The 20,438-nt window shown below is 49.0% G+C and carries 17 protein-coding genes and 1 tRNA gene; 11 read left to right on the forward strand and 7 right to left on the reverse strand.

Going from position 1 to position 20,438, the window contains the following annotated elements; all coding sequences use genetic code 11:
* Positions 1-4: 4 nt before the first annotated feature.
* From H8S80_RS27040 to trmB, 4 genes are all read right to left on the reverse strand, one after another.
* Complete coding sequence (locus tag H8S80_RS27040; protein WP_117633534.1) at positions 5-2,287, reverse strand: nSTAND3 domain-containing NTPase; 2,283 nt, start codon at positions 2,285-2,287, stop codon at positions 5-7.
* Between the two features lie 217 nt (positions 2,288-2,504).
* Positions 2,505-2,577 (reverse strand) — tRNA-Lys (locus H8S80_RS27045).
* Between the two features lie 107 nt (positions 2,578-2,684).
* Entirely contained in the window at positions 2,685-2,837 is a 153-nt protein-coding gene (locus tag H8S80_RS27050; protein WP_002605347.1) for a hypothetical protein, read from the reverse strand.
* Between the two features lie 77 nt (positions 2,838-2,914).
* Positions 2,915-3,559, reverse strand: coding sequence for a tRNA (guanosine(46)-N7)-methyltransferase TrmB (gene trmB / locus H8S80_RS27055; RefSeq protein WP_117633535.1), 645 nt, complete (start codon positions 3,557-3,559; stop codon positions 2,915-2,917).
* 228 nt (positions 3,560-3,787) lie between these two features.
* Here trmB and H8S80_RS27060 point away from each other — a divergent pair, with 228 nt between their 5' ends.
* The 10 genes from H8S80_RS27060 to H8S80_RS27105 all read left to right on the forward strand — a co-directional run bounded on the left by H8S80_RS27060 (position 3,788) and on the right by H8S80_RS27105 (position 13,609).
* A complete protein-coding gene (locus H8S80_RS27060) occupies positions 3,788-4,768 on the forward strand; it encodes an SH3 domain-containing protein (RefSeq protein ID WP_117633536.1) in 981 nt (326 codons plus the stop codon).
* 335 nt (positions 4,769-5,103) lie between these two features.
* A complete protein-coding gene (locus H8S80_RS27065) occupies positions 5,104-5,415 on the forward strand; it encodes a hypothetical protein (protein WP_002605350.1) in 312 nt (103 codons plus the stop codon).
* Between the two features lie 4 nt (positions 5,416-5,419).
* Complete coding sequence (locus H8S80_RS27070) at positions 5,420-6,469, forward strand: V0D/AC39 family V-type ATPase subunit (RefSeq protein WP_029467021.1); 1,050 nt, start codon at positions 5,420-5,422, stop codon at positions 6,467-6,469.
* Between the two features lie 15 nt (positions 6,470-6,484).
* A complete protein-coding gene (locus H8S80_RS27075) occupies positions 6,485-8,413 on the forward strand; it encodes a V-type ATP synthase subunit I (RefSeq protein ID WP_117633537.1) in 1,929 nt (642 codons plus the stop codon).
* Between the two features lie 27 nt (positions 8,414-8,440).
* On the forward strand, positions 8,441-8,869 hold the full coding sequence (locus H8S80_RS27080; protein WP_002605353.1) for an ATP synthase subunit C: 429 nt from the start codon (positions 8,441-8,443) through the stop codon (positions 8,867-8,869).
* A 3-nt stretch (positions 8,870-8,872) separates the two neighbouring features.
* Positions 8,873-9,181 (forward strand): V-type ATP synthase subunit F, encoded by a 309-nt coding sequence (locus H8S80_RS27085; protein WP_002605354.1) that lies wholly within the window; start codon positions 8,873-8,875, stop codon positions 9,179-9,181.
* 16 nt (positions 9,182-9,197) lie between these two features.
* On the forward strand, positions 9,198-9,800 hold the full coding sequence (locus H8S80_RS27090; protein WP_055657679.1) for a V-type ATP synthase subunit E: 603 nt from the start codon (positions 9,198-9,200) through the stop codon (positions 9,798-9,800).
* On the forward strand, positions 9,793-11,559 hold the full coding sequence (locus H8S80_RS27095; RefSeq protein WP_002605356.1) for a V-type ATP synthase subunit A: 1,767 nt from the start codon (positions 9,793-9,795) through the stop codon (positions 11,557-11,559). The genes H8S80_RS27090 and H8S80_RS27095 overlap by 8 nt, the downstream gene beginning before the upstream one ends.
* A gap of 14 nt (positions 11,560-11,573) precedes the next feature.
* Positions 11,574-12,977, forward strand: coding sequence for a V-type ATP synthase subunit B (locus tag H8S80_RS27100; protein WP_117633538.1), 1,404 nt, complete (start codon positions 11,574-11,576; stop codon positions 12,975-12,977).
* An 11-nt stretch (positions 12,978-12,988) separates the two neighbouring features.
* Positions 12,989-13,609: a V-type ATP synthase subunit D gene (locus tag H8S80_RS27105; protein WP_117633539.1), complete on the forward strand. Its 621-nt coding sequence runs from the start codon at positions 12,989-12,991 to the stop codon at positions 13,607-13,609.
* 82 nt (positions 13,610-13,691) lie between these two features.
* Here H8S80_RS27105 and H8S80_RS27110 read toward each other — a convergent pair whose 3' ends face one another.
* From H8S80_RS27110 to H8S80_RS27120, 3 genes are all read right to left on the reverse strand, one after another.
* Complete coding sequence (locus H8S80_RS27110; protein ID WP_117633540.1) at positions 13,692-17,495, reverse strand: diguanylate cyclase domain-containing protein; 3,804 nt, start codon at positions 17,493-17,495, stop codon at positions 13,692-13,694.
* Positions 17,492-17,860, reverse strand: coding sequence for an Hpt domain-containing protein (locus H8S80_RS27115; protein ID WP_002605360.1), 369 nt, complete (start codon positions 17,858-17,860; stop codon positions 17,492-17,494). Before H8S80_RS27115 ends, H8S80_RS27110 begins: the two co-directional genes overlap by 4 nt.
* A gap of 196 nt (positions 17,861-18,056) precedes the next feature.
* On the reverse strand, positions 18,057-19,415 hold the full coding sequence (locus H8S80_RS27120; RefSeq protein WP_002605361.1) for a citrate/2-methylcitrate synthase: 1,359 nt from the start codon (positions 19,413-19,415) through the stop codon (positions 18,057-18,059).
* A 365-nt stretch (positions 19,416-19,780) separates the two neighbouring features.
* On the opposite strand from H8S80_RS27120, the gene H8S80_RS27125 reads away from it, so the two are divergent.
* Positions 19,781-20,431 carry a trimeric intracellular cation channel family protein gene (locus H8S80_RS27125; protein WP_002605362.1) on the forward strand — a complete coding sequence of 217 codons (651 nt, stop codon included), beginning with the start codon at positions 19,781-19,783 and terminating at the stop codon, positions 20,429-20,431.
* Positions 20,432-20,438 lie beyond the last annotated feature (7 nt).

Here is a 20,438-nt window from a genome sequence, read left to right on the forward strand (position 1 = left end):
TAACTTATACGTAGCTTTCTCCTCTCTCCAGAAGGCTTTGAAACATATCTAAAATAACCCCATCATTAAACAGCTGGTTATTTTTCTCCTCCCTAAACTCATAATCATCTTCTTCGTCTTCAAAATCATGGAGCTCAAAAAAACGTTCCTCGGCTGCCATCCTTGCTCCCGAAAGGTCTATCTTAAATAAACTCTGTAATGCTTCTATACTTTCCAGGTATTCATCACAGTCACTTTCATAATCAATATTCTGTATATGTTCTTCTGCAATATTGTCTCTGAAATCCTCCAAAGCCAGATAAACATCAGGAAAATTTAACGCGTCAATTTCGAGAGGGCATTCAGACGATAAGTCACGAAACAACATAAAATCCTCTATAGAATAAATGATAGACCAGAAAAACCATGCCTGTAAATATTCAAACACTTTATCATACTTCATTCGTACCAGACTCTCTCCGTAACCGGCAGCTTTTAATCCTTCCAGTATCTCCCGTAATTCATGTGGCGCTACTTTAAAGCAGCAGTTTTCGTTTGTCATATTTTTTTGCTCTTCTTCTAACAGGTCTGGTATCTTATCAATGAATTCTTTTACCATCTTATGAAATTCCGGAAACTTGAGATTTTTATTAATACGTGCTAATTGAACTGCCCTGTTTCCCATCACTTGAAATCCGCCGCACTCATACTGGACTCCACTGTTATATGTCCTTTTAACTGCATCAATCAGAGAATTCCGTTGAGCAATACATAAATCTTCATTAAATCCGGCTAGCTGAATGCTTAAATCAAAATCTTGCGCCCCCTCGCAAAGCATCCGATACTCCACATCATTTTCCAGTAAATACCCCTGAATAAAGTCGCGTACGGAAGGATTATGATAGGAAATATGCGACCTGTCGATTATAATAAAAGTTCCTTCTGTCTCCCTCAAGGCATCCTTAAAGTCGATACTTGACAAAGATCGGTTTTCCAAAATAGTCTTATGACGATGGTAAGGTTCATAACACTCTTTTAGCCTGGCAACAGAGACCGGACTACTGAATGAACACACCAGAAGCAATAAGTCTCTTGCGGCGGGACTGATCTGACGGCAGAACGACTTTTCCCACAGCTTATCCGGATGAGATAAGGTATTCATAAAGAACTCGTAAAATTTACCACCGCCACCACTATGGTAAAGATTCATAACACTTTCAATCAACCGCGGACTATAATTGGGATGATTAATAATATTCATAATCCGTTTGTTTACTAACAGATCCTCAATACATGCGTTAGAAATGTTATAAAAACATAGATGATTATACAAAATCCGGGCCCGGTCAGCTTTCGTATAATCCTCCAAAGAAATCACACATTTATCATACTTAAAGTCCTGCCTTGCAAGCTCTTCATCACTTTGGCATGCCTGATTAAGAATATACTCTCTGGTAGTCAGGATAAACTTTTTTCCCTTCTGCCTGGAAATATGTTTCATAAAAGAGATCAGTTCTTTCCCTTCATTTTTATTAGCCTTTATCTCCAAAGCCGTATCTCCCAAAAAATCGTCATATAAAAAAACCTGTTTGACACCGGGAGTATACGCCTTAAGCGCCTCCTTTATATCCGATTGAATTTTAACAATTTGATAATCCTGATCAAGATAGTATATCAACAGTATCTCAGCCAGCGTGGTTTTTCCAATTCCTGGAATTCCCGATATAATACAGCAATTATAATTATCAAGTACTTTTCTAGCCTTTCCATAGGCAGTCTGGCTTTGAACATACAATTTAAGTTTATCTTTAATTTCTTCCTGAAGAATCTCGCTCTGCTGATAAACCTCACTATGAAGAATTTTCTCTAAAACTGCAGTACTGGTAAGCCATAATTTATAATGAACACGCTCTACTTCAGGATGCTCACGAAGAAGAGTATTCACTTCATTTCCACCCAATATATCATCGATTGACTTACAGTATGGTTTTAAGACATCAAATAGTCTTTCTTTTTCTCCGGGTGTTAAAGGATAGGATGTTATTAGCAGATAGCGCTCAGGATTAAGCTTCTTAATTTTGGGATATTCTTTAACCACAGCGCGATAAAGACCAGAAAAAGGCGTATTAGCAAAATGCTTACACTGAACAACAATTCGCCCTTGAGACGTTCCGGCATATCGCAGATCGATACCTAAGTCCTTTCCTCTGCGAAAGTTTTCTATCCTTTTTTTTAATAACGCACTTAACAAATCACAGCACAGCAACTCAAAATCATAGTCAAACAACGATTTAAAATCATACTCCATAACTTGTCCTCACTCTGTTATTACACTTTCCCTCCGCTTTTATTTTATTAAAAACAGAGTTTCCTTAGTTAAATTGTAACATATTTTGGGGGGATTATTTATGAATGGGAATGTTTCATCAGCTTAAATCACTCTTTCGAGAACAAACAGATTGTGACAATACGAAATAAAAGCCCCAACCCCGCAACTCTCAGTCTGCAAAATCGGAACTTTTTCGTGCGCCTTCAGGGACTCGAACCCTGGACAAATAGATTAAGAGTCTACTGCTCTACCAACTGAGCTAAAGGCGCTTCTCTTCAGTTTTGTGTGCCTGTCTCGGTGACACGTGTGTTATTATATAACTGCGTTTGACAAAAGTCAACCCCTTTTTTACAAAATATTTACAACTCTTTCATAATTATTTATTTTTCTTCTTTTTAGGGGAGGAAGTACCGAGAGTTTTGTTCACTTCCACGAAGGATTTCTTCCATTGCAGTGCCTTCTTGTTGAGCTCCGTCTTATCGCTTGTCGCCTGGAGAAGTTTTACGGTTACCTTGTCTTTCATTCCCATATGGACCGCTCCTGTCATATCCTGTTAACTCCATTATATGACAGGCGGTCTCCGGCGTGCCAGTCCCTTTTTCCCGGTTACTTCCTTTTCCGTTCCGCAACCAGCTTGAATATGGCGTTCCCCATGGAAGAAAACTTTTCCTCATATTCCGTCATGATATTTCCCTCTGCCATGTCGGAATGGTGTAAGTCATACGTATACTCTCTGATCTCCCATCCAGCCGCAGGCACGGCTTCCAGGGAATAGTCAAACAGTCCGCGGTTGTCCGTCTTAAACTCCACGACACCATCCGGGGCCAGAATCTTATCATACACTTCCATAAACGGTTCCGATGTCAGACGCCTCTTCGCGTGGCGGTCCTTGGGCCATGGATCGGAAAAATTAAGATAAATCTTCTTTACCTCGCCCGGAGCGAAAATATCAGAAAGCTCTCTCGCATCCACACACATAAAGTAGATATTGGAAAGTTCCATCTCCTGGCGTTTCTGAATTCCTCTCAGCAGGACGCTGCAGTACCGCTCAATGCCCACATAATTGATCCCGGGATTTTTGGACGCCAGTTCCATGATAAATCGTCCCTTTCCCATGCCTACTTCTATTTCAATTGGATTATCATTACCAAAGACCTCGCTCCAGCGCCCCTTCTTCTCTTCTGGGTTTGAAACCACGTAAGGGCTGTTTGCGATCTCTTCCTCCGAGCCTGGAATATGGCGTAATCTCATATTCATATCCTCCAGTATCTGTTTAATTTTTTCGTTCTGATTGTACCATAAAATACGATTCGAACGCAAGTGCGGGCTCTTTTGGAGGGGATTTATTCTGGTTTTTGGTTATTTTTTACTTTTCTCTTACAAATAAAAAACTTCAAAATAATAGGTGCACAATTACAGATAATCTAGTATAATATCTGTATATTGGTATACGATCGTTTTTTGCAAAGGAGGAAGCATATGGGAACTACAGACAACAACAACTGGACAAGGGTCCAGCAAAGTGTCCGGGAGGCGGAACGTCTCATCGGCCAGAAGCAGTATAATCTGGCCATGATCAAATCCCGCCAGGCACTGGAATTTATGGTAAACTGCCTTGGAGAAAAGGCTTTGATTGTAGATGGGGATCTGGCGGACAGCATCGACCAGCTGTTTGAAGGCCACTGGATATCCCAGGCCACAAAAGACCACTATCACAGAATTCGGGTACTCGGCAACAAAGCTGTTCATGATGGGAATGACAGCCCTTATGATGCGAATGAAGCGTATCAGCTTCTTTCCCAGGAAGCTGCTGCCTTTGCAGATATCTATAGCGGCAGACGCCGCAGTACCACCCCCGCCAAGCCACAGCAGCGCCCTGCGGCCAGATCCGCACAGCCGGCTCAGAGAAGCACCGGCCAGAGGAGTTCGTCTCCCCAGAGAAGCGGTCAGCGAAGCAGCCAGAGACCGTCTTCGGCAAACCGGAGCAGGCGGCGCTCAAAGAAAAAAGGATTTGATCCCTACGATCTGCTGAGACCGGCAGTGATCTTTCTGATTATTCTCGTTATCGTGCTGGCGGCCATGGGCCTCTTCAAGCTTTTCGGCGGCAAGAATGATAAGAAAGAGACAAGCGCTCCGTCCTCTTCTCCGGAAGTTACCACCGAAGCGACAGTAGCGCCGGAACCGGCGACAGAACCGGAGCCATCGACGGAAGCCCCGAAGATTTATAAGACCACGGCCAGCCCCAGACTGAACGTCAGAGCGGAGCCTTCACAGACTGGCGCCGTATTGGGAACACTGGTTCCCGGGACAGTGGTCGAATACGTCCAGGCCCATGATCAGGATTGGGCGGTCATTATGTTCGAGGGCAAGCAGGCCTATGTATCCAGTAAGTATCTGGCCGCAGAGGAAGCACCTCAGCAGTCGAATGCCGAGACAGAAGCGACAACTGCAGCCCAGTAATACTTCAATCACAGATTCACGGTACGATCAATCACTCCGCGAAAAACGAATGTTTAGAACCGCGATGCAGACAGACGTCATATGACGGCACTGTCCGCACCGCGGTCTTTTATATTTTAAGAAAGTACTTTCGCCGCTGTTTTTGTGCACCATTTTTTTCCATAAAAGCAAGAAATTGATAATTTTTAATCAAGAAAGTTAAAAAATATTGAATTTCCATAATTTTTAATGTCCTATTTCTAAATTTACTATGGAAAATTTTTAAATTTGTAGTATGATTATAAGTTGAAACTTGTGCATTTACGGGTTTTATAATAATTAGAGGAGGGCAATATATGGATACTGTTATTGAAAAGATATCCGAGATCGAATCTGCCGCTACCGCCATCATGGAGGATGCCAATGAACGCAAGAAAGCATTTGCCAAAGAGATGGAAGAACGGACTGCAGCTTTTGACGCTCAGCTGGAAGCCGAGACGAATAAACGGATTGAAGAACTACGGGCCAGAATGGAGATCGAGATGAACGAACGTCTCGAAAAACAGCGGAACGATTCCCAGAACGTCCTTCGCGCAATGGAACAACGTTATCAGGAACATCACAGGTCATATGTTGAGGAACTATTTAAAAAAATGACAAAGGAGTGATCATATGGGAGGCCTGCTATCCTACAGCGGCATCACTACCAAGGTCCGGGCCATGGAGAGCCATCTGATCACCGACCGCCAGTTCGGCGAGATGTCCACGCTTGAATCAGTATCCGACGCAGTGGAATATTTACGGCGGCTGCCCGCTTACGGCATGATTTTTTCCAATCTGGAGGGAGTCGAGCTGCACCGCGGCGCCATCGAACAGCGTCTGATTCTGTCTCAATACCAGGATTTTGCAAAGCTCTATCGTTTCGCAAACCTTTCGCAGCGCAAATTCCTGGATTTGTATTTCATGCACTACGAGATCGATATCCTGAAGAAATGCTTCCGCAACGCGCTGGGCCACCAGAAGCCTGAAATAGACTTATCGGTGTTCCAGGACTTTTTCGAGAAGCATTCAAAGCTTGATTTAATAAGGCTTTCCTCGTCGGGAAGCGTACAGGAATTTATCTCTAATTTAGACGGGTCGATCTATTACGATTTGCTGACCCATTTGGATGATGTGGAACATCCTTCCCTGTTTGATTACGAGATCCATCTGGATCTTTTGTATTTCAAAACCATCTGGAAGGTCAAGGGAAAGTATCTTTCCCGAAAAGAACAGAAGCTCCTTACCGACTGCTTCGGCAGCAAGCTGGACCTTTTAAATATTCAGTGGATATACCGTTCAAAAAAATATTATAACCTGCAGCCGGCAGACATCTACGCACTGCTCATTCCCATCGAGTTCCATTTAAAGAAGGAGCAGATCACAAAGCTTGTGGAAGCCGGGACGCTGGATGAATTTTTCCATGCATTGCAGACGACGTACTATGGCAGACTGGAAGACATGGACTCCTCGGATAATACCGAGCTGGAGATGCTGGCCGAGGAAGTTCTGGGCAAGATCTACAGCGCCACCAGCCGCAAGAATCCATATTCCATCGCCACATTGAATTCATACCTCTATTTCAAGGAGGAGGAAATTCAGAAGATTATTACCGTCATAGAGAGTATCCGTTACGGCGTCAGCCCGGATGAAATTCTCTCCTATGTGGTAAAGAACCAGTAAAGGGGGTTATTATCCGTGATAGAAAAGATGAAGTTCTTAAGTATCACCGGGCCCAAAGAAGACATCGACCGGGTCATTGACACGTATTTGTCCAAATACGAGATTCATTTGGAAAATGCGCTGTCAGAATTAAAGACGGTAAAAGACTTAAGACCATATATTGAGATTAACCCGTACAGGGACACATACCAGCGTGCCGCCGAGCTGGTGGAACTGCTTCCGGCCACAGCGCCGAAGACCACATCCGCCGTAGTTTCCATTGAAGAGGCCATCGACACCATTAAGAAACTGGACACGACGATGACGGAGCTTACGGAAAAGGAGACCGTGCTCACCGGTGAACGCGATTCCTTCCAGGAATCCTTAGACAAGGTAGTTCCCTTTACGGGGCTTAACTATGATTTGAGTTCTATCCTGCATTTCAAATACATTAAATTCAGGTTCGGACGCATTTCCCATGAGTATTATAAGAAATTTGAAAGCTACGTTTACGACTCTATCGACACCGTGCTCTATAAGTGCCGTGAGGACGAGGAATACGTCTGGGTCGTTTATTTCGTGCCTGAGACCATTTCCAATCAGATCGATGCGATCTACTCCTCCATGCATTTCGAGCGGTTCTTCCTTCCGGATGAGTATGAAGGCACACCGTTAGACGCCATTCACACCCTGGAGGACAAGATCTCCGCGCTTCAGGCGGATATCGACGCGGTACACAGTCAGATGGCCGAGGTGCTGGGCAGCCAGCGCGATAAGCTTCTGGCCTCCTATGAGAAGCTTTCCACCTTCTCCACAAACTTTAATGTCAGGAAGCTGGCGGCCTGCACGAAGCAGAACATCAATACCTTCTATATTCTGTGCGGCTGGATGAGTGAAAAGGACGCCAAGGCGTTCCAGAAGGAGATATCGAACGACGAAAAGACCTTCTGCATCGTGGAGGATGACCATAACAACATCATAAGCAGACCGCCGACAAAGCTTCATAACCCGAAGCTGTTTAAGCCGTTTGAAATGTTTATCCAGATGTACGGCCTTCCGGCCTATAATGAGATCGATCCGACCATGCTGATCGGCATCACCTACTCCTTCCTCTTCGGCTTCATGTTCGGAGACGTGGGACAGGGACTCTGCCTCCTGCTCGGCGGCTTTTTGCTTTACCGGTTCAAGAAGGCGAATCTGGCGGCCATCATCTCCTGCTGCGGATTCTTCTCCACCATCTTCGGTTTTATGTTCGGAAGCGTATTCGGCTTCGAAACGATTATCGACGCCGTATGGCTGCGTCCCATGGAACACATGACAAATCTGCCGTTTATCGGCAAGCTGAACACGGTATTTATCGTGGCTGTCTCCATCGGCATGGGTATCATCCTGCTGACTATGGTGCTTAACATCATCAACAGCCTCCGGGATCACGATCCGGAAAAAACATGGTTTGACACCAACGGTGTGGCCGGCCTCGTCTTCTACGCGAGCCTGGTCCTCACAATCGTTTTATATATGACGGGCAATCCGGTACCGGCGACTGTTCTGTTAGTCATCATGTTCGGAATTCCGCTTCTCGTCATGTTCTTCAAGGAGCCGCTTACCCATGTGCTGGAAAAGAAGGCGCAGATCATGCCGGCCGGCAAGGGCATGTTTGTGGTTCAGGGATTTTTCGAACTGTTTGAAGTACTGCTCAGCTACTTCTCCAACACGCTTTCCTTCGTCCGAGTGGGCGCTTTCGCAGTGAGCCATGCGGCCATGATGGAGGTTGTTCTCATGCTGTCCGGCGCAGAAGCCGGTAATCCCAACTGGGCAATTGTCGTTCTCGGCAATTTATTCGTGTGCGGCATGGAGGGCTTAATCGTGGGCATTCAGGTGCTCCGTCTTGAATATTACGAGCTGTTCAGCCGTTTCTACCGCGGAACAGGCCGTGCATTTAAACCATACGGAAAGACAAATTAAATTAAATCGATCAGGAGGTATCTTATTATGTCAACTTTAGTAAAAATAACCTTAGCAGCAGCTTTAATCTTAAGCATCGCAGTTCCTTTCGGCGCATTTGCCATGGGTGAAAAGTCCAAAGGCCGTTACAAAAAGGCACTGGGCGTTAATGCGTTCTTATTCTTCGGCACCCTGATGGTATCCGCAGTCTTCATGTTCTCCGGCAGTGCAGCCGCAGCGGAACCGGCTGCAGCAGCTTCCGGCGTGGCAGGCATGGGATATTTAGCTGCCGCACTTTCCACAGGTCTGGCCTGCATCGGCGGTGGTATCGCCGTATCCGCAGCTGCTTCCGCAGCTCTTGGCGCCATCAGCGAAGATGGTTCCATCCTTGGTAAATCACTGATCTTCGTAGGTCTTGCCGAAGGTGTTTGTCTGTATGGTCTGATCATTTCTTTCATGATCTTAGGTAAGTTATAATCTATGAAAATGTATTTAATCAGCGACAACATCGATACCTGGACTGGCATGAGGCTGGCCGGGGTGGAAGGCGCTGTCGTCCATGAAAAGGCTGAGTTAAAACAGGAGCTGGATAAGGTCCTGGCCGACAAGGAGATCGGAATTGTTCTACTGACAGAAAAATTCGGACGGGAATTTCCGGACATCATCGACGATGTAAAGCTGAACCGGAAACTGCCGCTCATCATAGAAATCCCCGACCGCCATGGTACCGGCCGCAAGCCGAACTTTATCACGGATTATGTAAACGAAGCCATCGGATTAAAACTATAGGAAAGAGGTGGTCATCTTGACAACTGAGGAAAAATTACAGCATTTCCTGGATTTCTGCATGGAAGATGCGAGAAGCCGCAGTGCAAAGATGCTCGATGAATATACCGCCGCCCTGGAACAGACCTTTGCGGAGCATCAGGCAGATGCGAGGCGGAGAGCCGAACAGCAGGTGGAACTGGAAAGCGAACGGATCGAACACGAGACGAACAAGAAGCTTTCCCTGGAGCAGATTGGCATCAAACGGGAGCTCGGACATAAACAGGAAGAACTGAAAGACAAGATCTTTGTGGAGCTTAAAGATGTGCTGGAACAGTACATGGAAACTCCCGAATATACACAGCTTTTGGAGAAGCAGATCCGCCACGCCAGAGAATTCGCCGGAAATGAATTCTTTACCATTTACATCGATCCGGCGGACGAGACCAGGCTTAACCGGCTGGCGCTCCACAACAGCGCCGACGTCCGCGTGAGCGAATACTCCTTCGGAGGCGGCACAAGGGCCGTCATCCCATCCCGGCATATCCTGATTGACGACTCCTTTCAGACAAAGCTGGAGGAGGCAAAACGGGACTTCCGTTTTAACTTAAAGGATCTGGAGGGAGGTATCACCAATGATTAATACTGGCACTATTTCCGGTATCAACGGCCCTGTCATCTATTTGAAGGGCGACCCCGGATTCAAAATGAATGAAATGGTTTACGTCGGCAAGGACAACTTAGTCGGCGAGGTCATCGGCCTCACCTCCGGACGTACCATCGTCCAGGTATACGAGGAAACCAGCGGATTAAAGCCGGGTGAGACAGTTACCTCCTCCGGATCACCGGTTTCCGTAACACTGGCGCCCGGCATCCTGAACAATATTTTCGACGGTATCGAGCGTCCCTTAACCGAGATCGCTAAGACCGGCGGCGCCTATATCGACCGCGGCGTCCATGTGGATTCCCTGGATGGCGGTAAGAAGTGGGAAACCCATATCACCGTAAAGAAGGGCGACCGTCTATTCCCGGGTTCCATCATCGCGGAGGTTCCAGAGACCCCGGCCATCGTGCACAAGGTCATGATTCCGCCGGACATGGAGGGCTACGTCCTCGATGTGGTATCGGATGGTTCCTACACGATTCACGATGAACTTCTAACGCTTCAGCTTCCGGATGGATCCGAGAAGAAGCTTACCATGACTCAGAAATGGCCAATCCGTGTTCCGAGGCCTACGTTAAAGAGATATCCGGCCTCCCGGCCGCTGATCACCGGCCAGCGTATCATCGATACCTTATTCCCGCTGGCAAAGGGCGGCACCGCCTGTATCCCCGGCGGATTCGGTACCGGAAAGACCATGACTCAGCATCAGATCGCCAAGTGGTCCGACGCCGATATCATCATCTACATCGGATGCGGCGAGCGGGGCAACGAGATGACCCAGGTTCTGGAGGAGTTCTCCGAACTGATCGACCCGCGTTCCGGCAATCCGTTAATGGACCGTACCACGCTGATCGCCAACACCTCCAACATGCCGGTTGCCGCCCGTGAGGCCAGCCTTTACTCCGGCTTAACGCTGGCGGAATATTACCGCGATATGGGCTATAACGTCGCCATCATGGCTGACTCCACATCGAGATGGGCGGAGGCCTTAAGAGAGCTGTCCGGTCGTCTGGAGGAAATGCCCGCCGAGGAAGGTTTCCCGGCTTACCTTGCATCCCGCTTATCCGCGTTCTATGAGCGCGCCGGCATGATGCAGAACATGAATGGAACGGAAGGCTCCGTCACCATCATCGGCGCCGTATCCCCGCAGGGCGGCGACTTCTCCGAGCCGGTTACCCAGAACACCAAGCGTTTCGTCCGCTGCTTCTGGGGTCTGGACAGGAACCTGGCTAATGAACGCCATTTCCCGGCGATCCACTGGCTGAGCAGCTACTCCGAGTATTTAACCGACTTAGCCCCATGGTACGTGGAAAATGTAGACAAAAAATTTGTGGACTACAGAAACCGCATCGTCTTTTTACTGACACAGGAGAGCAGCCTGATGGAGATCGTCAAGCTGATCGGCGGAGACATGCTTCCCGACGACCAGAAGCTGATTCTGGAGATCTCAAAGGTCATCCGAATCGGATTCCTTCAGCAGAATGCGTTCCACAAGGACGATACGTGCGTACCAATGGAAAAGCAGTTTAAAATGATGGATTTAATCCTCTATCTCTATAAGAAATCCCGTTCCCTCGTCTCCATGGGCATGCCGATGTCCGTGCTCAAGGAAGATCCGATTTTCGATAAGATCATCTCCATCAAATACGATGTACCTAACGACAGACTCGACATGTTTGATGACTACAGGAAGCAGATTGATGCCTTCTATGAATCCGTCATCGAGCGCAACGCATAAGGAGGCGGCATAAGATGGCAATTGAATATTTAGGCTTAAGTGCTATTAACGGCCCCATGGTCGTTTTAGAGGGCGTCCAGGATGCGGCTTTCGATGAGATTGTGGAAATGACAGTAGAGGGACGCGATAAGAAGATCGGCCGTATCATCGAGGTCTACGAAGACAAGGCAATCATCCAGGTCTTCGAGGGAACGGAAGGACTGGCCTTAAGAAACGTTCATACCAGGCTGACCGGCCGTCCCATGGAGCTGGCTGTGTCCGAGGATATGCTGGGACGTACCTTCAACGGTGTCGGAGACCCCATCGACGGACTCGGCGACATCAGCTCCGATATCCGCCTGGATGTCAACGGCAAACCATTAAACCCGGTTACGAGAGAATATCCCCGTGACTATATCCGTACCGGTATCTCGGCCATCGACGGCCTTATGACACTGATCCGCGGCCAGAAGCTGCCGATCTTCTCCGGCAACGGACTCCCCCATGACGACCTGGCGGCTCAGATCGTAAAACAGGCATCCTTAGGGGACGACGCGCAGTCCAGCGAGAAGTTCGCAGTCGTATTCGCCGCCATGGGTGTAAAGTACGATGTGGCAGACTTCTTCCGCCGAACCTTCGAGGAAAGCGGTGTTTCCGACCACGTCGCCATGTTTATCAATCTGGCCAATGATCCGGTCGTTGAGCGTCTGATCACCCCGAAGGTGGCGCTGACGCTGGCTGAGTATCTGGCATTTGAAAAGGGCATGCATATCCTGGTTATCTTAACGGATATGACGGCCTACGCGGAGGCGCTTCGTGAGGTATCCTCGTCTAAGGGCGAGATTCCCTCCCGAAAAGGCTATCCAGGCTACCTCTACAGCGAGCTGGCCGCCATCTATGAGCGCGCGGGCATCGTAAAGGGACGCCACGGCTCCGTGACCCAGATACCGATTCTCACCATGCCAAACGACGATATCACCCACCCGATCCCCGACCTTACGGGATATATCACAGAAGGGCAGATCGTTCTGGACCGCAACTTATACGGCCAGTCCATCTATCCGCCGATCAACGTACTGCCGTCCCTGAGCCGTCTGATGAAGGATGGCATCGGCGAAGGCTTTACGAGAGCGGACCATCAGGGTGTGGCAAACCAGCTGTTCTCCTGTTACGCCAAGGTAGGCGATGCAAGAGCGCTGGCATCTGTTATCGGTGAAGACGAGTTATCTCCGATCGATAAGAAATATCTGGTATTCGGCAAGGAATTCGAACGCCGCTTCGTCGGCCAGGGAAACCATGCCAACCGTAATATCATAGAGACGCTGACCATCGGCTGGGAGCTCTTAGGACTTCTCCCGAGAGCAGAACTCGACCGTGTCGACACCAAGGTACTGGATCAGTACTATAAGCCGACAACCGCAGAAGCTTCCGAAGAATAGGAGGGACGCGTATGGACCCGAATACATTTCCCACAAAGGGTAATTTAATTCTCGCCAAGAGTTCCCTCACGCTGGCCCGCCAGGGATATGAGCTGATGGATAAAAAGCGGAATATCTTAATCAAGGAACTGATGGGTCTGATCGAGGAGGCCAAGGGAATCCAGTCTGAGATCGACACCACCTTCACAGCGGCCTACAAGGCCCTTCAGAAGGCCAATATCGAGCTGGGTATCAATTATGTGCAGGACATCGCCGCGGCCGTCCCTGTGGACGATACGGTGCGTATCAAGACCCGCAGCATCATGGGTACGGAGATTCCCCTCGTCCAGCACGAGGAAAAGCCGTTAAATCTGACGTATGCCTACTACAGCACAAAGGAATCCTTAGATGAGGCCAGATACCACTTTGAAAAGGTGAAGGAGCTTACGGTAAAGCTGTCCATGGTGGAAAACTCCGCATACCGCCTGGCAAACAGCATCAAGCGGACACAGAAGCGCGCCAACGCGCTTAAGAACATCACGATCCCACGCTACGAGGCGCTCACCAGAAATATTACGAACGCACTGGAAGAAAAGGACCGCGAGGAGTTTACAAGGCTGAAGGTTATTAAGAGAAATAAGACCAGCGCCTGATTCAGCGGACAAAATAAACGTATTAAAAAATACCGCACAGGCAGACCTGATTTGTAATCATGATCTGCCTGTGCGGTATTATTTATCTGTCTTCCAGGTTGAGAAGCGTAACCCCTTCCGCCGCCTCACCCTCCTTATACGGTGAGATATCATGGCAGGCCAGAAGAAACGCATCCCTGTCCCCCCACCGGATCCGTGAGGAATCGGCCAGCGTCCAGACCTTCAGCACCGGATTATAGATCTCCATCGCGCTGCTGCCCTTTCCCGCGCATTCCCTGACTGGACAGCGCTCACAGGGCTTGTCCCGGTGAAAGAACGCGTCGTAGCAGCAAATACCCAGTCTGGATTCCGGCGCAAGCCGGTGCGTCTTTTCATTGATATAACGCAGTTCATACGTATCTCCGTCGATCACATAGATCCAGGAGTTCTGGTTGTTTAAAACGCGCTCCAGATTCAGCATGGATTCCCGCACCCGATCCTCAGCCCTTTTCTTAAGGAGGAAGGTGGACAGCATTTTCGACAGAAACACGAGGCAGTCCACCTGCTCCTGCGTCCAGATTCTCGCCGTCCCGCACTCATCAAAGCCTACGAACCCCTTAAAAACGCCATCCGCGGTAATCGAGCACTGGAGCACGGAAGCAATCCCCTGATCTGCCAGCAGGCACTGCAGCTCCGGTGTCAGCTCTGTAATATCAAGGCAGTAGAACACGCCCTCTTCATTAAAGTTATCCCTGTAGTCACCGCCCATATCGCCATAGGCAAGGTTCCGCAGTTCATCCCTCTGCGGCCGTATCCCTTCCCTGCACCATTCAAACGTGTTGGTGCAGCGTTCCTCGTTGTCGGCGCAGTTTTCAAATATATAGACACGGCTGACGTGAAACAGTCTTCCCGTCATCTCAAGAATGGAATTCATGGCCTGGTCGAAATCCGCCGCATCATACAGTTCCTGAAAGGTCATGCTGATCACTTTGGCCACGGTAACCTGCCCTCTCTGCTCCGCACTCTCCCGCTCATCCTCCGGCCTGTCCGCCTCCTCTTTGAATTCAAAGGCAGTATTCACAGCAGACTTACAATACTGCATACAGCGGTTCTTTCCCTCCAGCTTCGCCTGATATAAGGCTGCGTCACTGTTCTGAAAGAGGCTCTGGAAATCACTGCCGTCCTCCGGGCTGTAAGCGATACCGATGCTGCACGAAAATGGAACATCCTTAAGATTATTTTTAAACATGGTCTGAAATGAAGCCATCAGACGCTCCGCCCGTTCCATTGCAATCTCATGCTTTCCAATCCCGGGCATAAATACCATAAACTCATCACCGCCGATACGCGATACGATGTCGCTGTCCCGGAAATGCGATGATATCCTGGAAGCCATCTCCGTCAGCACAGCGTCGCCAAACATATGGCCGTACCGGTCATTCACCAGCTTAAAATTATCTACATCTATCATAAGCATGGCCGAACAGCCGCTTCCCTGGCTCAGCTCTAAAAAGCGGCTGATCTTATGTCTGGCCGCCCGTTTATTATACAGCTTCGTCAGAACATCGCGCTCCGCCCGGTCTATTAATTTCTCCGTGGCCCGCTTCTCATCGTCGATATCTGCAATGATGCCGACGACCGTCCTCGGTTTCCCGGCCGTATCAAACTGAGTCGTGGCCCGCACTCTGCACCAGCAGTACCGCCCCTCGGAGTTTGCAAGACGGAATTCCACATCGCCGAAGGGCCTTCCTGTCATCATATCATTGGTAAACTTAAGCACATCCGGAATGTCATCCGGGTTAATATGGGAGGCAAAGGGCAGACGGCGGCTGATTCCGTCCATAATGGGCTGATACCCGTATTCATGTTCCCAATTGCTGGAATACGAGATCTCATCCGTGGCAATCTTCCACTCGAAGATCACGTCCTTCGTCTGATCCAGTATGATCTTGTAGCGTTCCGCCGACATCTGCAGCTCTTCCATCGCCTTATGTGACTGGGTAACATCCACCAGAAGTGTATAGATATATTCCAGCCCGTCCTCTTCTGTCACGAGAATGCTCCGGTCCATCACCCAGATCAGCTTTCCTTCCTCGGTGACCAGCCGGTATTCCAGCTCCGTGATTCGGCCCTCCTCCAGCTGCGACACCATCTCCTGGCTCACCCTGTCCCTGTCTGCCGGGAATATGATCTCCAGATAGCGGTTATGGTATTTTTCACTGAGGTCCTGCTCTGTGCAGCAGATTAAGTCACACAGCCCTTTTCCGTTGTCCGCCAGCGTGTACCATTTATCATTCCTGCACTTCATGACACCGCCGGCCAGGCGGCTGATAACGGTTCCCCGGTACATGCCTTCCTTCACCGTGCTCGGCAGCAATACCTCCTGCTGCTCATCCGATGCCCGGTGCCAGACCAGCATCACCTTTTTCTGACCCGGATTGCCGATATCCACCCGAAGAAGGGTGGCATAGCACCAGTAATAAGCGCCCGTCGTCTGGTCCAGCACCCGATATTTCCTCGTCCGCTTCATGAGGCCATCCGAGAAGAACTGCGTCATGTAATCTCCCAGGAGTCCCAGGACGGTGCCTCTGTCATCGGGATAGACCGATCCCTGCGCAAACGCCCTCACTGAATCTTCAAACCGGCTCCCCGAGCGAAGCAGTTCAAAATCGCGGTTAGGCATGTAGACGACGTGGTAGATCCCCGTGTTCAAATCCACCTCCATGACCGTGGAATCCACATACCGCAGCAGCGTTAAATACTTCATCTGCCCCTGCTCCATAGTATTGACCGCATCGATCGTCTCAGGCTTTCTCAGTTCTTTTCTCTCCGGCTTAAACTTCGGGCCGACGCCGTCCGCATACGCCCTGGACAGCGCCGCAAAGTCCTCACGTACATTCTTAAAGCACTCCAGCAGCCGCGGGGAAAACTCGCCGCACTCCCCATTCAGAATCATGTTGAACGCCTGCTCCGCCGGAAGCGCCTTTTTATAGACCCGGTCCGTCGTCAGCGCATCGTAACAGTCGGCGATGGCCACGACCTGTGCGCAGATTGGGATATTGTCGCCCTTTAAGCCATCCGGATACCCTTTTCCATTCCAGCGCTCATGGTGGTAGCGGCAGATATTATAAGCATAGCCGATATACTCCTTATCGTTCATGCGTTCCAGACCGGAAAGCATCTCACACCCCTTTGTGGTGTGAGTCTTCATCACTTCAAACTCCTCCCTCGTCAGAGGCCCCGGCTTGTTTAAGATAGAGTCGGGAATCGCAATCTTGCCGATGTCGTGCATCGAGGAGGCATCCGCGATAATCTCTATGGTTCTGCTGTCTAAATTATACTCCTGGTAGGCCTTCGCCACATCCTCCAGAAGGATCTTGGTAAACATGCGGATTCTGCGTATGTGCTGTCCCGATTCCACACTCCGGTACTCTATGATAGAGGAAAGGGCGTCGATCATGATGGCGTTGGACTCCCTTAAACTGGCCGACTGCTCCTCCACCAGTTCTTCCAGATGGAGCTTGTGGCGGCACAGATCCACTGCATTTTGTACCCTTCTCTTTACTACATGGGGTTCAAATGGCTTCATGATAATATCGGCCGCTCCCAGGTCAAAGGCCCGGACCTCGCTTTCCGCCGTATCATCAGAAGTGATAACAATTACAGGTATGCGCGACACAAGACCGCTTTTTCCCATCTCCTCCATGACCTCATAGCCGTTTTTGACCGGCATGACCAGGTCCAGCAGCATGGCTGCCACGTGTTCCTCATACTCATGAAGAAGAAGCAGAGCCTGTTCACCGTTTTCTGCTTCCAGAAGATTATACTGGCGTTCAAACAGGCTTCTCAGGATAGCGCGGTTTACCTCCATGTCATCCACAATCAGAAGGGTATCACGCTTTTTCATCCACCGATTCCCTCCATACTGTTAATTGCTTCGCAGACCTTCCCGTATTTCTCCTTCACCGCCGGGTACGCAGCTAACGCGCCTTCCATACTGTTACTTCTCAGCTGACTGACCATCTCGGCGCAGGCTTCCATCAAACCGTTAAGGCCCAGATTTCCCGCAACTCCCTTTAACGTGTGGGCTGCCATCAGCATCTCCTGGCTGTCCCCCGCCTCGACCGCCTCTCCGATCTTTTTAAAATTATCATCCTGAAGGAACTTCCCCAGAAATTTCTCATACAGTGCGCTGTTTCCGCAAAAACGGGCCAGCGCTCCCTCCACGTCCATCTCTGCTTCCTGTATCTTTGACAATGTTTCCTCTGTCATCCTTTGTACCTCTCTTTCCATATCCGTTCCGCCGTCCGGGTCCTGGTCCTTCGGGTCAATAGTAGTTTTATTATAGCGCTTTCAGGCCCAAAACTCAATGAAATCCTGTCCTGCAGGCAATTAAAAACGGCCGCAGACCAGCGGGATCCTCTCCGCAGTCTGCAGCCGTTTTATATCATATCTTATTATTCAATTCCTATCTCTCGTCCAGGCGTGAATACTCTTCTTCCATCATCACGCTGGTATAGGCCGGACGGATGATCTTATCCATGTTGATCAGCTCCTCAATCCGGTGAGCGCTCCAGCCGACGATTCTGGCAATTGCGAAGATCGGAGTGAACAATTCCTTCGGAATATCCAGCATGCTGTAAACAAAGCCGCTGTAGAAGTCCACATTGGCGCTGACGCCCTTGTAAATCTTTCTCTCATCGGCGATTACCTGCGGCGCCAGACGCTCGATCATGGAATATAAGTTAAAGTCATCCATGCGTCCCTTCTCTTCGGACAGCTGATGTACAAAGCCCTTAAAGATCTCGGCACGCGGATCGGACTTGGAATAGACGGCGTGACCCATGCCGTAGATTAAGCCCTTCTTATCAAATGCTTCTTTATGTAACAGTCTTCTTAAATAGAATTCTACTTCTTCCTCGTCCTTTAAGTCATGAACTTCCTTCCGCAGGTCTTCCATCATCTCAACGACCTTGATGTTGGCGCCGCCGTGTTTCGGTCCCTTTAAGGAAGCCAGTGCCGCCGCTACTACCGAATACGTGTCCGTACCGGAGGATGTGACGACGTGGGTTGTGAATGTGGAGTTGTTGCCGCCGCCGTGTTCCATATGGAGAATCAGCGCCAGATCCAGCACGTGGGCCTCCACCATGGAGTAATTCTTATCCGGACGGAGCAGACGCAGCAGATTCTCAGCCGTGGACAGATTCTCATCCGGACGGTGGATATACATGCTCTCGTCACACTCATAATGATTATACGCGTGGTAACTGTATACGGCTAACATCGGCATGACGCTGATTAACATCAGGCTCTGACGCAGCACGTTTGGAACGGAGATATCGCTGGCCATATCATCGTAGGAGGAAAGCGTTAAGATGCTTCTTGCCAGGCAGGACATCATATCCTTGCTTGGAGCCTTCATGACCACGTCCCTGACAAAGTTTGTAGGCAGGGTACGGCTGTAGGCGAGTGTCTGGGAAAAGCGTTCCATCTGTTCCTTATTCGGCAGTTCGCCAAACAGAAGCAGATAGGCGATCTCTTCATATCCAAAACGGCTGTCCTTCACCACGCCCCCTACCAGGTCATAGATATTATAACCACGGTAGAATAACTGGCCCTCACACGGCATCTTTACGCCATCCACAGTCTTGCTGGACAAAATCTTTGACACCTTCGTAAGACCTGCCACAACACCGTTGCCGTTCTTATCTCTGAGCCCTCGTTTTACGTCATATTTTTCATATAACCCCAAGTCGATCCTCTCATCATTTAAACAGATACTGGACCACTCATCAACATTTTTTACAAACTCTTTCTGATCAATCATGCAAACACCTCTTTCTTAAAATTAATGATTAAGTTCCGCCGCTTTCCCGGAAGTCCTCCGGCACGATCCCATGCCTTCGGCCCCCTTGGGCCTTCGTTAGATATGGTCACCTCCCAATTGTTCACTTTTGAACTGTTTCACTTTCAATAATAAATAATTTTCCGAAAAAATGCAAGCAAAATATTTTAAATTTATCAATTTTTTACATTTAGTCCAATAACACTATACCACTTTACCTTGTTAAAAACAAGAAAATACTTTTTTCCGTTCCTTCATATTTATTGACAAAATTCGAACAGAAACGTATACTTTTGTTGATTCACCGTACAAAATGCTTAATATAGAACATTCGGGGGTTTTTGAATATGGAACTGCAGTTGTCGTTACTATTTTTCGTGGAAGCGGTCGGGACGATCGCCTTTGCCTCTTCCGGAGCCATGGTGGCCATCAAAAAGCAGCTGGATCTTCTGGGAGTCATCGTCCTCGGCGTCACCACAGCCGTAGGCGGCGGAATGCTGCGGGATATCATTATCGGAAACGTGCCGCCAAATCTCTTTAAGGACCCGGTTTATGTATTACTTGCCTTCATTACGGTCATGATACTGTTTGTTATTGTACGACGCAACCAGATGATTCTGGCCAGCCGCTCCATCGAAATGTATGAGAAAGTCATGAACATCTTCGACGCCGTCGGCCTGGGCGCCTTCACTGTGGTAGGCATTGACACCGCGGTGCTGGCCGGCTATGGCCGCTACCATTTTCTGATTATCTTTCTCGGTGTGATCACCGGGGTGGGCGGCGGACTCTTAAGAGACATCATGGCCGGCGAGACGCCTTATATACTGAGGAAACACGTCTACGCCTCCGCTTCCATCACAGGAGCGGTTCTCTACGCGTATCTTCAGGACTACATGAACAATGACGCCGCCATGCTGATCGGCGCCGGCTCCGTCATCCTGATCCGGGTTCTGGCCACCCGCTACTGCTGGAATTTGCCGACGGCCACGAAAAAATAACCGCTAC

Source organism: Hungatella sp. L36, assembly GCF_014288035.1.

What these genes read in the sequence shown, in the direction of transcription:
- H8S80_RS27060 (WP_117633536.1), top strand. Translation starts at nt 3,788, where the DNA reads ATGGGAACTACAGACAACAACAACTGGACAAGGGTCCAGCAAAGTGTC.
- H8S80_RS27085 (WP_002605354.1), top strand. Translation starts at nt 8,873, where the DNA reads ATGAAAATGTATTTAATCAGCGACAACATCGATACCTGGACTGGCATG.
- H8S80_RS27125 (WP_002605362.1), top strand. Translation starts at nt 19,781, where the DNA reads ATGGAACTGCAGTTGTCGTTACTATTTTTCGTGGAAGCGGTCGGGACG.
- H8S80_RS27095 (WP_002605356.1), top strand. Translation starts at nt 9,793, where the DNA reads ATGATTAATACTGGCACTATTTCCGGTATCAACGGCCCTGTCATCTAT.
- H8S80_RS27050 (WP_002605347.1), bottom strand. Translation starts at nt 2,837, where the DNA reads ATGGGAATGAAAGACAAGGTAACCGTAAAACTTCTCCAGGCGACAAGC.
- trmB (WP_117633535.1), bottom strand. Translation starts at nt 3,559, where the DNA reads ATGAGATTACGCCATATTCCAGGCTCGGAGGAAGAGATCGCAAACAGC.
- H8S80_RS27065 (WP_002605350.1), top strand. Translation starts at nt 5,104, where the DNA reads ATGGATACTGTTATTGAAAAGATATCCGAGATCGAATCTGCCGCTACC.
- H8S80_RS27070 (WP_029467021.1), top strand. Translation starts at nt 5,420, where the DNA reads ATGGGAGGCCTGCTATCCTACAGCGGCATCACTACCAAGGTCCGGGCC.
- H8S80_RS27110 (WP_117633540.1), bottom strand. Translation starts at nt 17,495, where the DNA reads ATGAAAAAGCGTGATACCCTTCTGATTGTGGATGACATGGAGGTAAAC.
- H8S80_RS27105 (WP_117633539.1), top strand. Translation starts at nt 12,989, where the DNA reads ATGGACCCGAATACATTTCCCACAAAGGGTAATTTAATTCTCGCCAAG.
- H8S80_RS27115 (WP_002605360.1), bottom strand. Translation starts at nt 17,860, where the DNA reads ATGACAGAGGAAACATTGTCAAAGATACAGGAAGCAGAGATGGACGTG.
- H8S80_RS27100 (WP_117633538.1), top strand. Translation starts at nt 11,574, where the DNA reads ATGGCAATTGAATATTTAGGCTTAAGTGCTATTAACGGCCCCATGGTC.
- H8S80_RS27120 (WP_002605361.1), bottom strand. Translation starts at nt 19,415, where the DNA reads ATGATTGATCAGAAAGAGTTTGTAAAAAATGTTGATGAGTGGTCCAGT.
- H8S80_RS27040 (WP_117633534.1), bottom strand. Translation starts at nt 2,287, where the DNA reads ATGGAGTATGATTTTAAATCGTTGTTTGACTATGATTTTGAGTTGCTG.
- H8S80_RS27080 (WP_002605353.1), top strand. Translation starts at nt 8,441, where the DNA reads ATGTCAACTTTAGTAAAAATAACCTTAGCAGCAGCTTTAATCTTAAGC.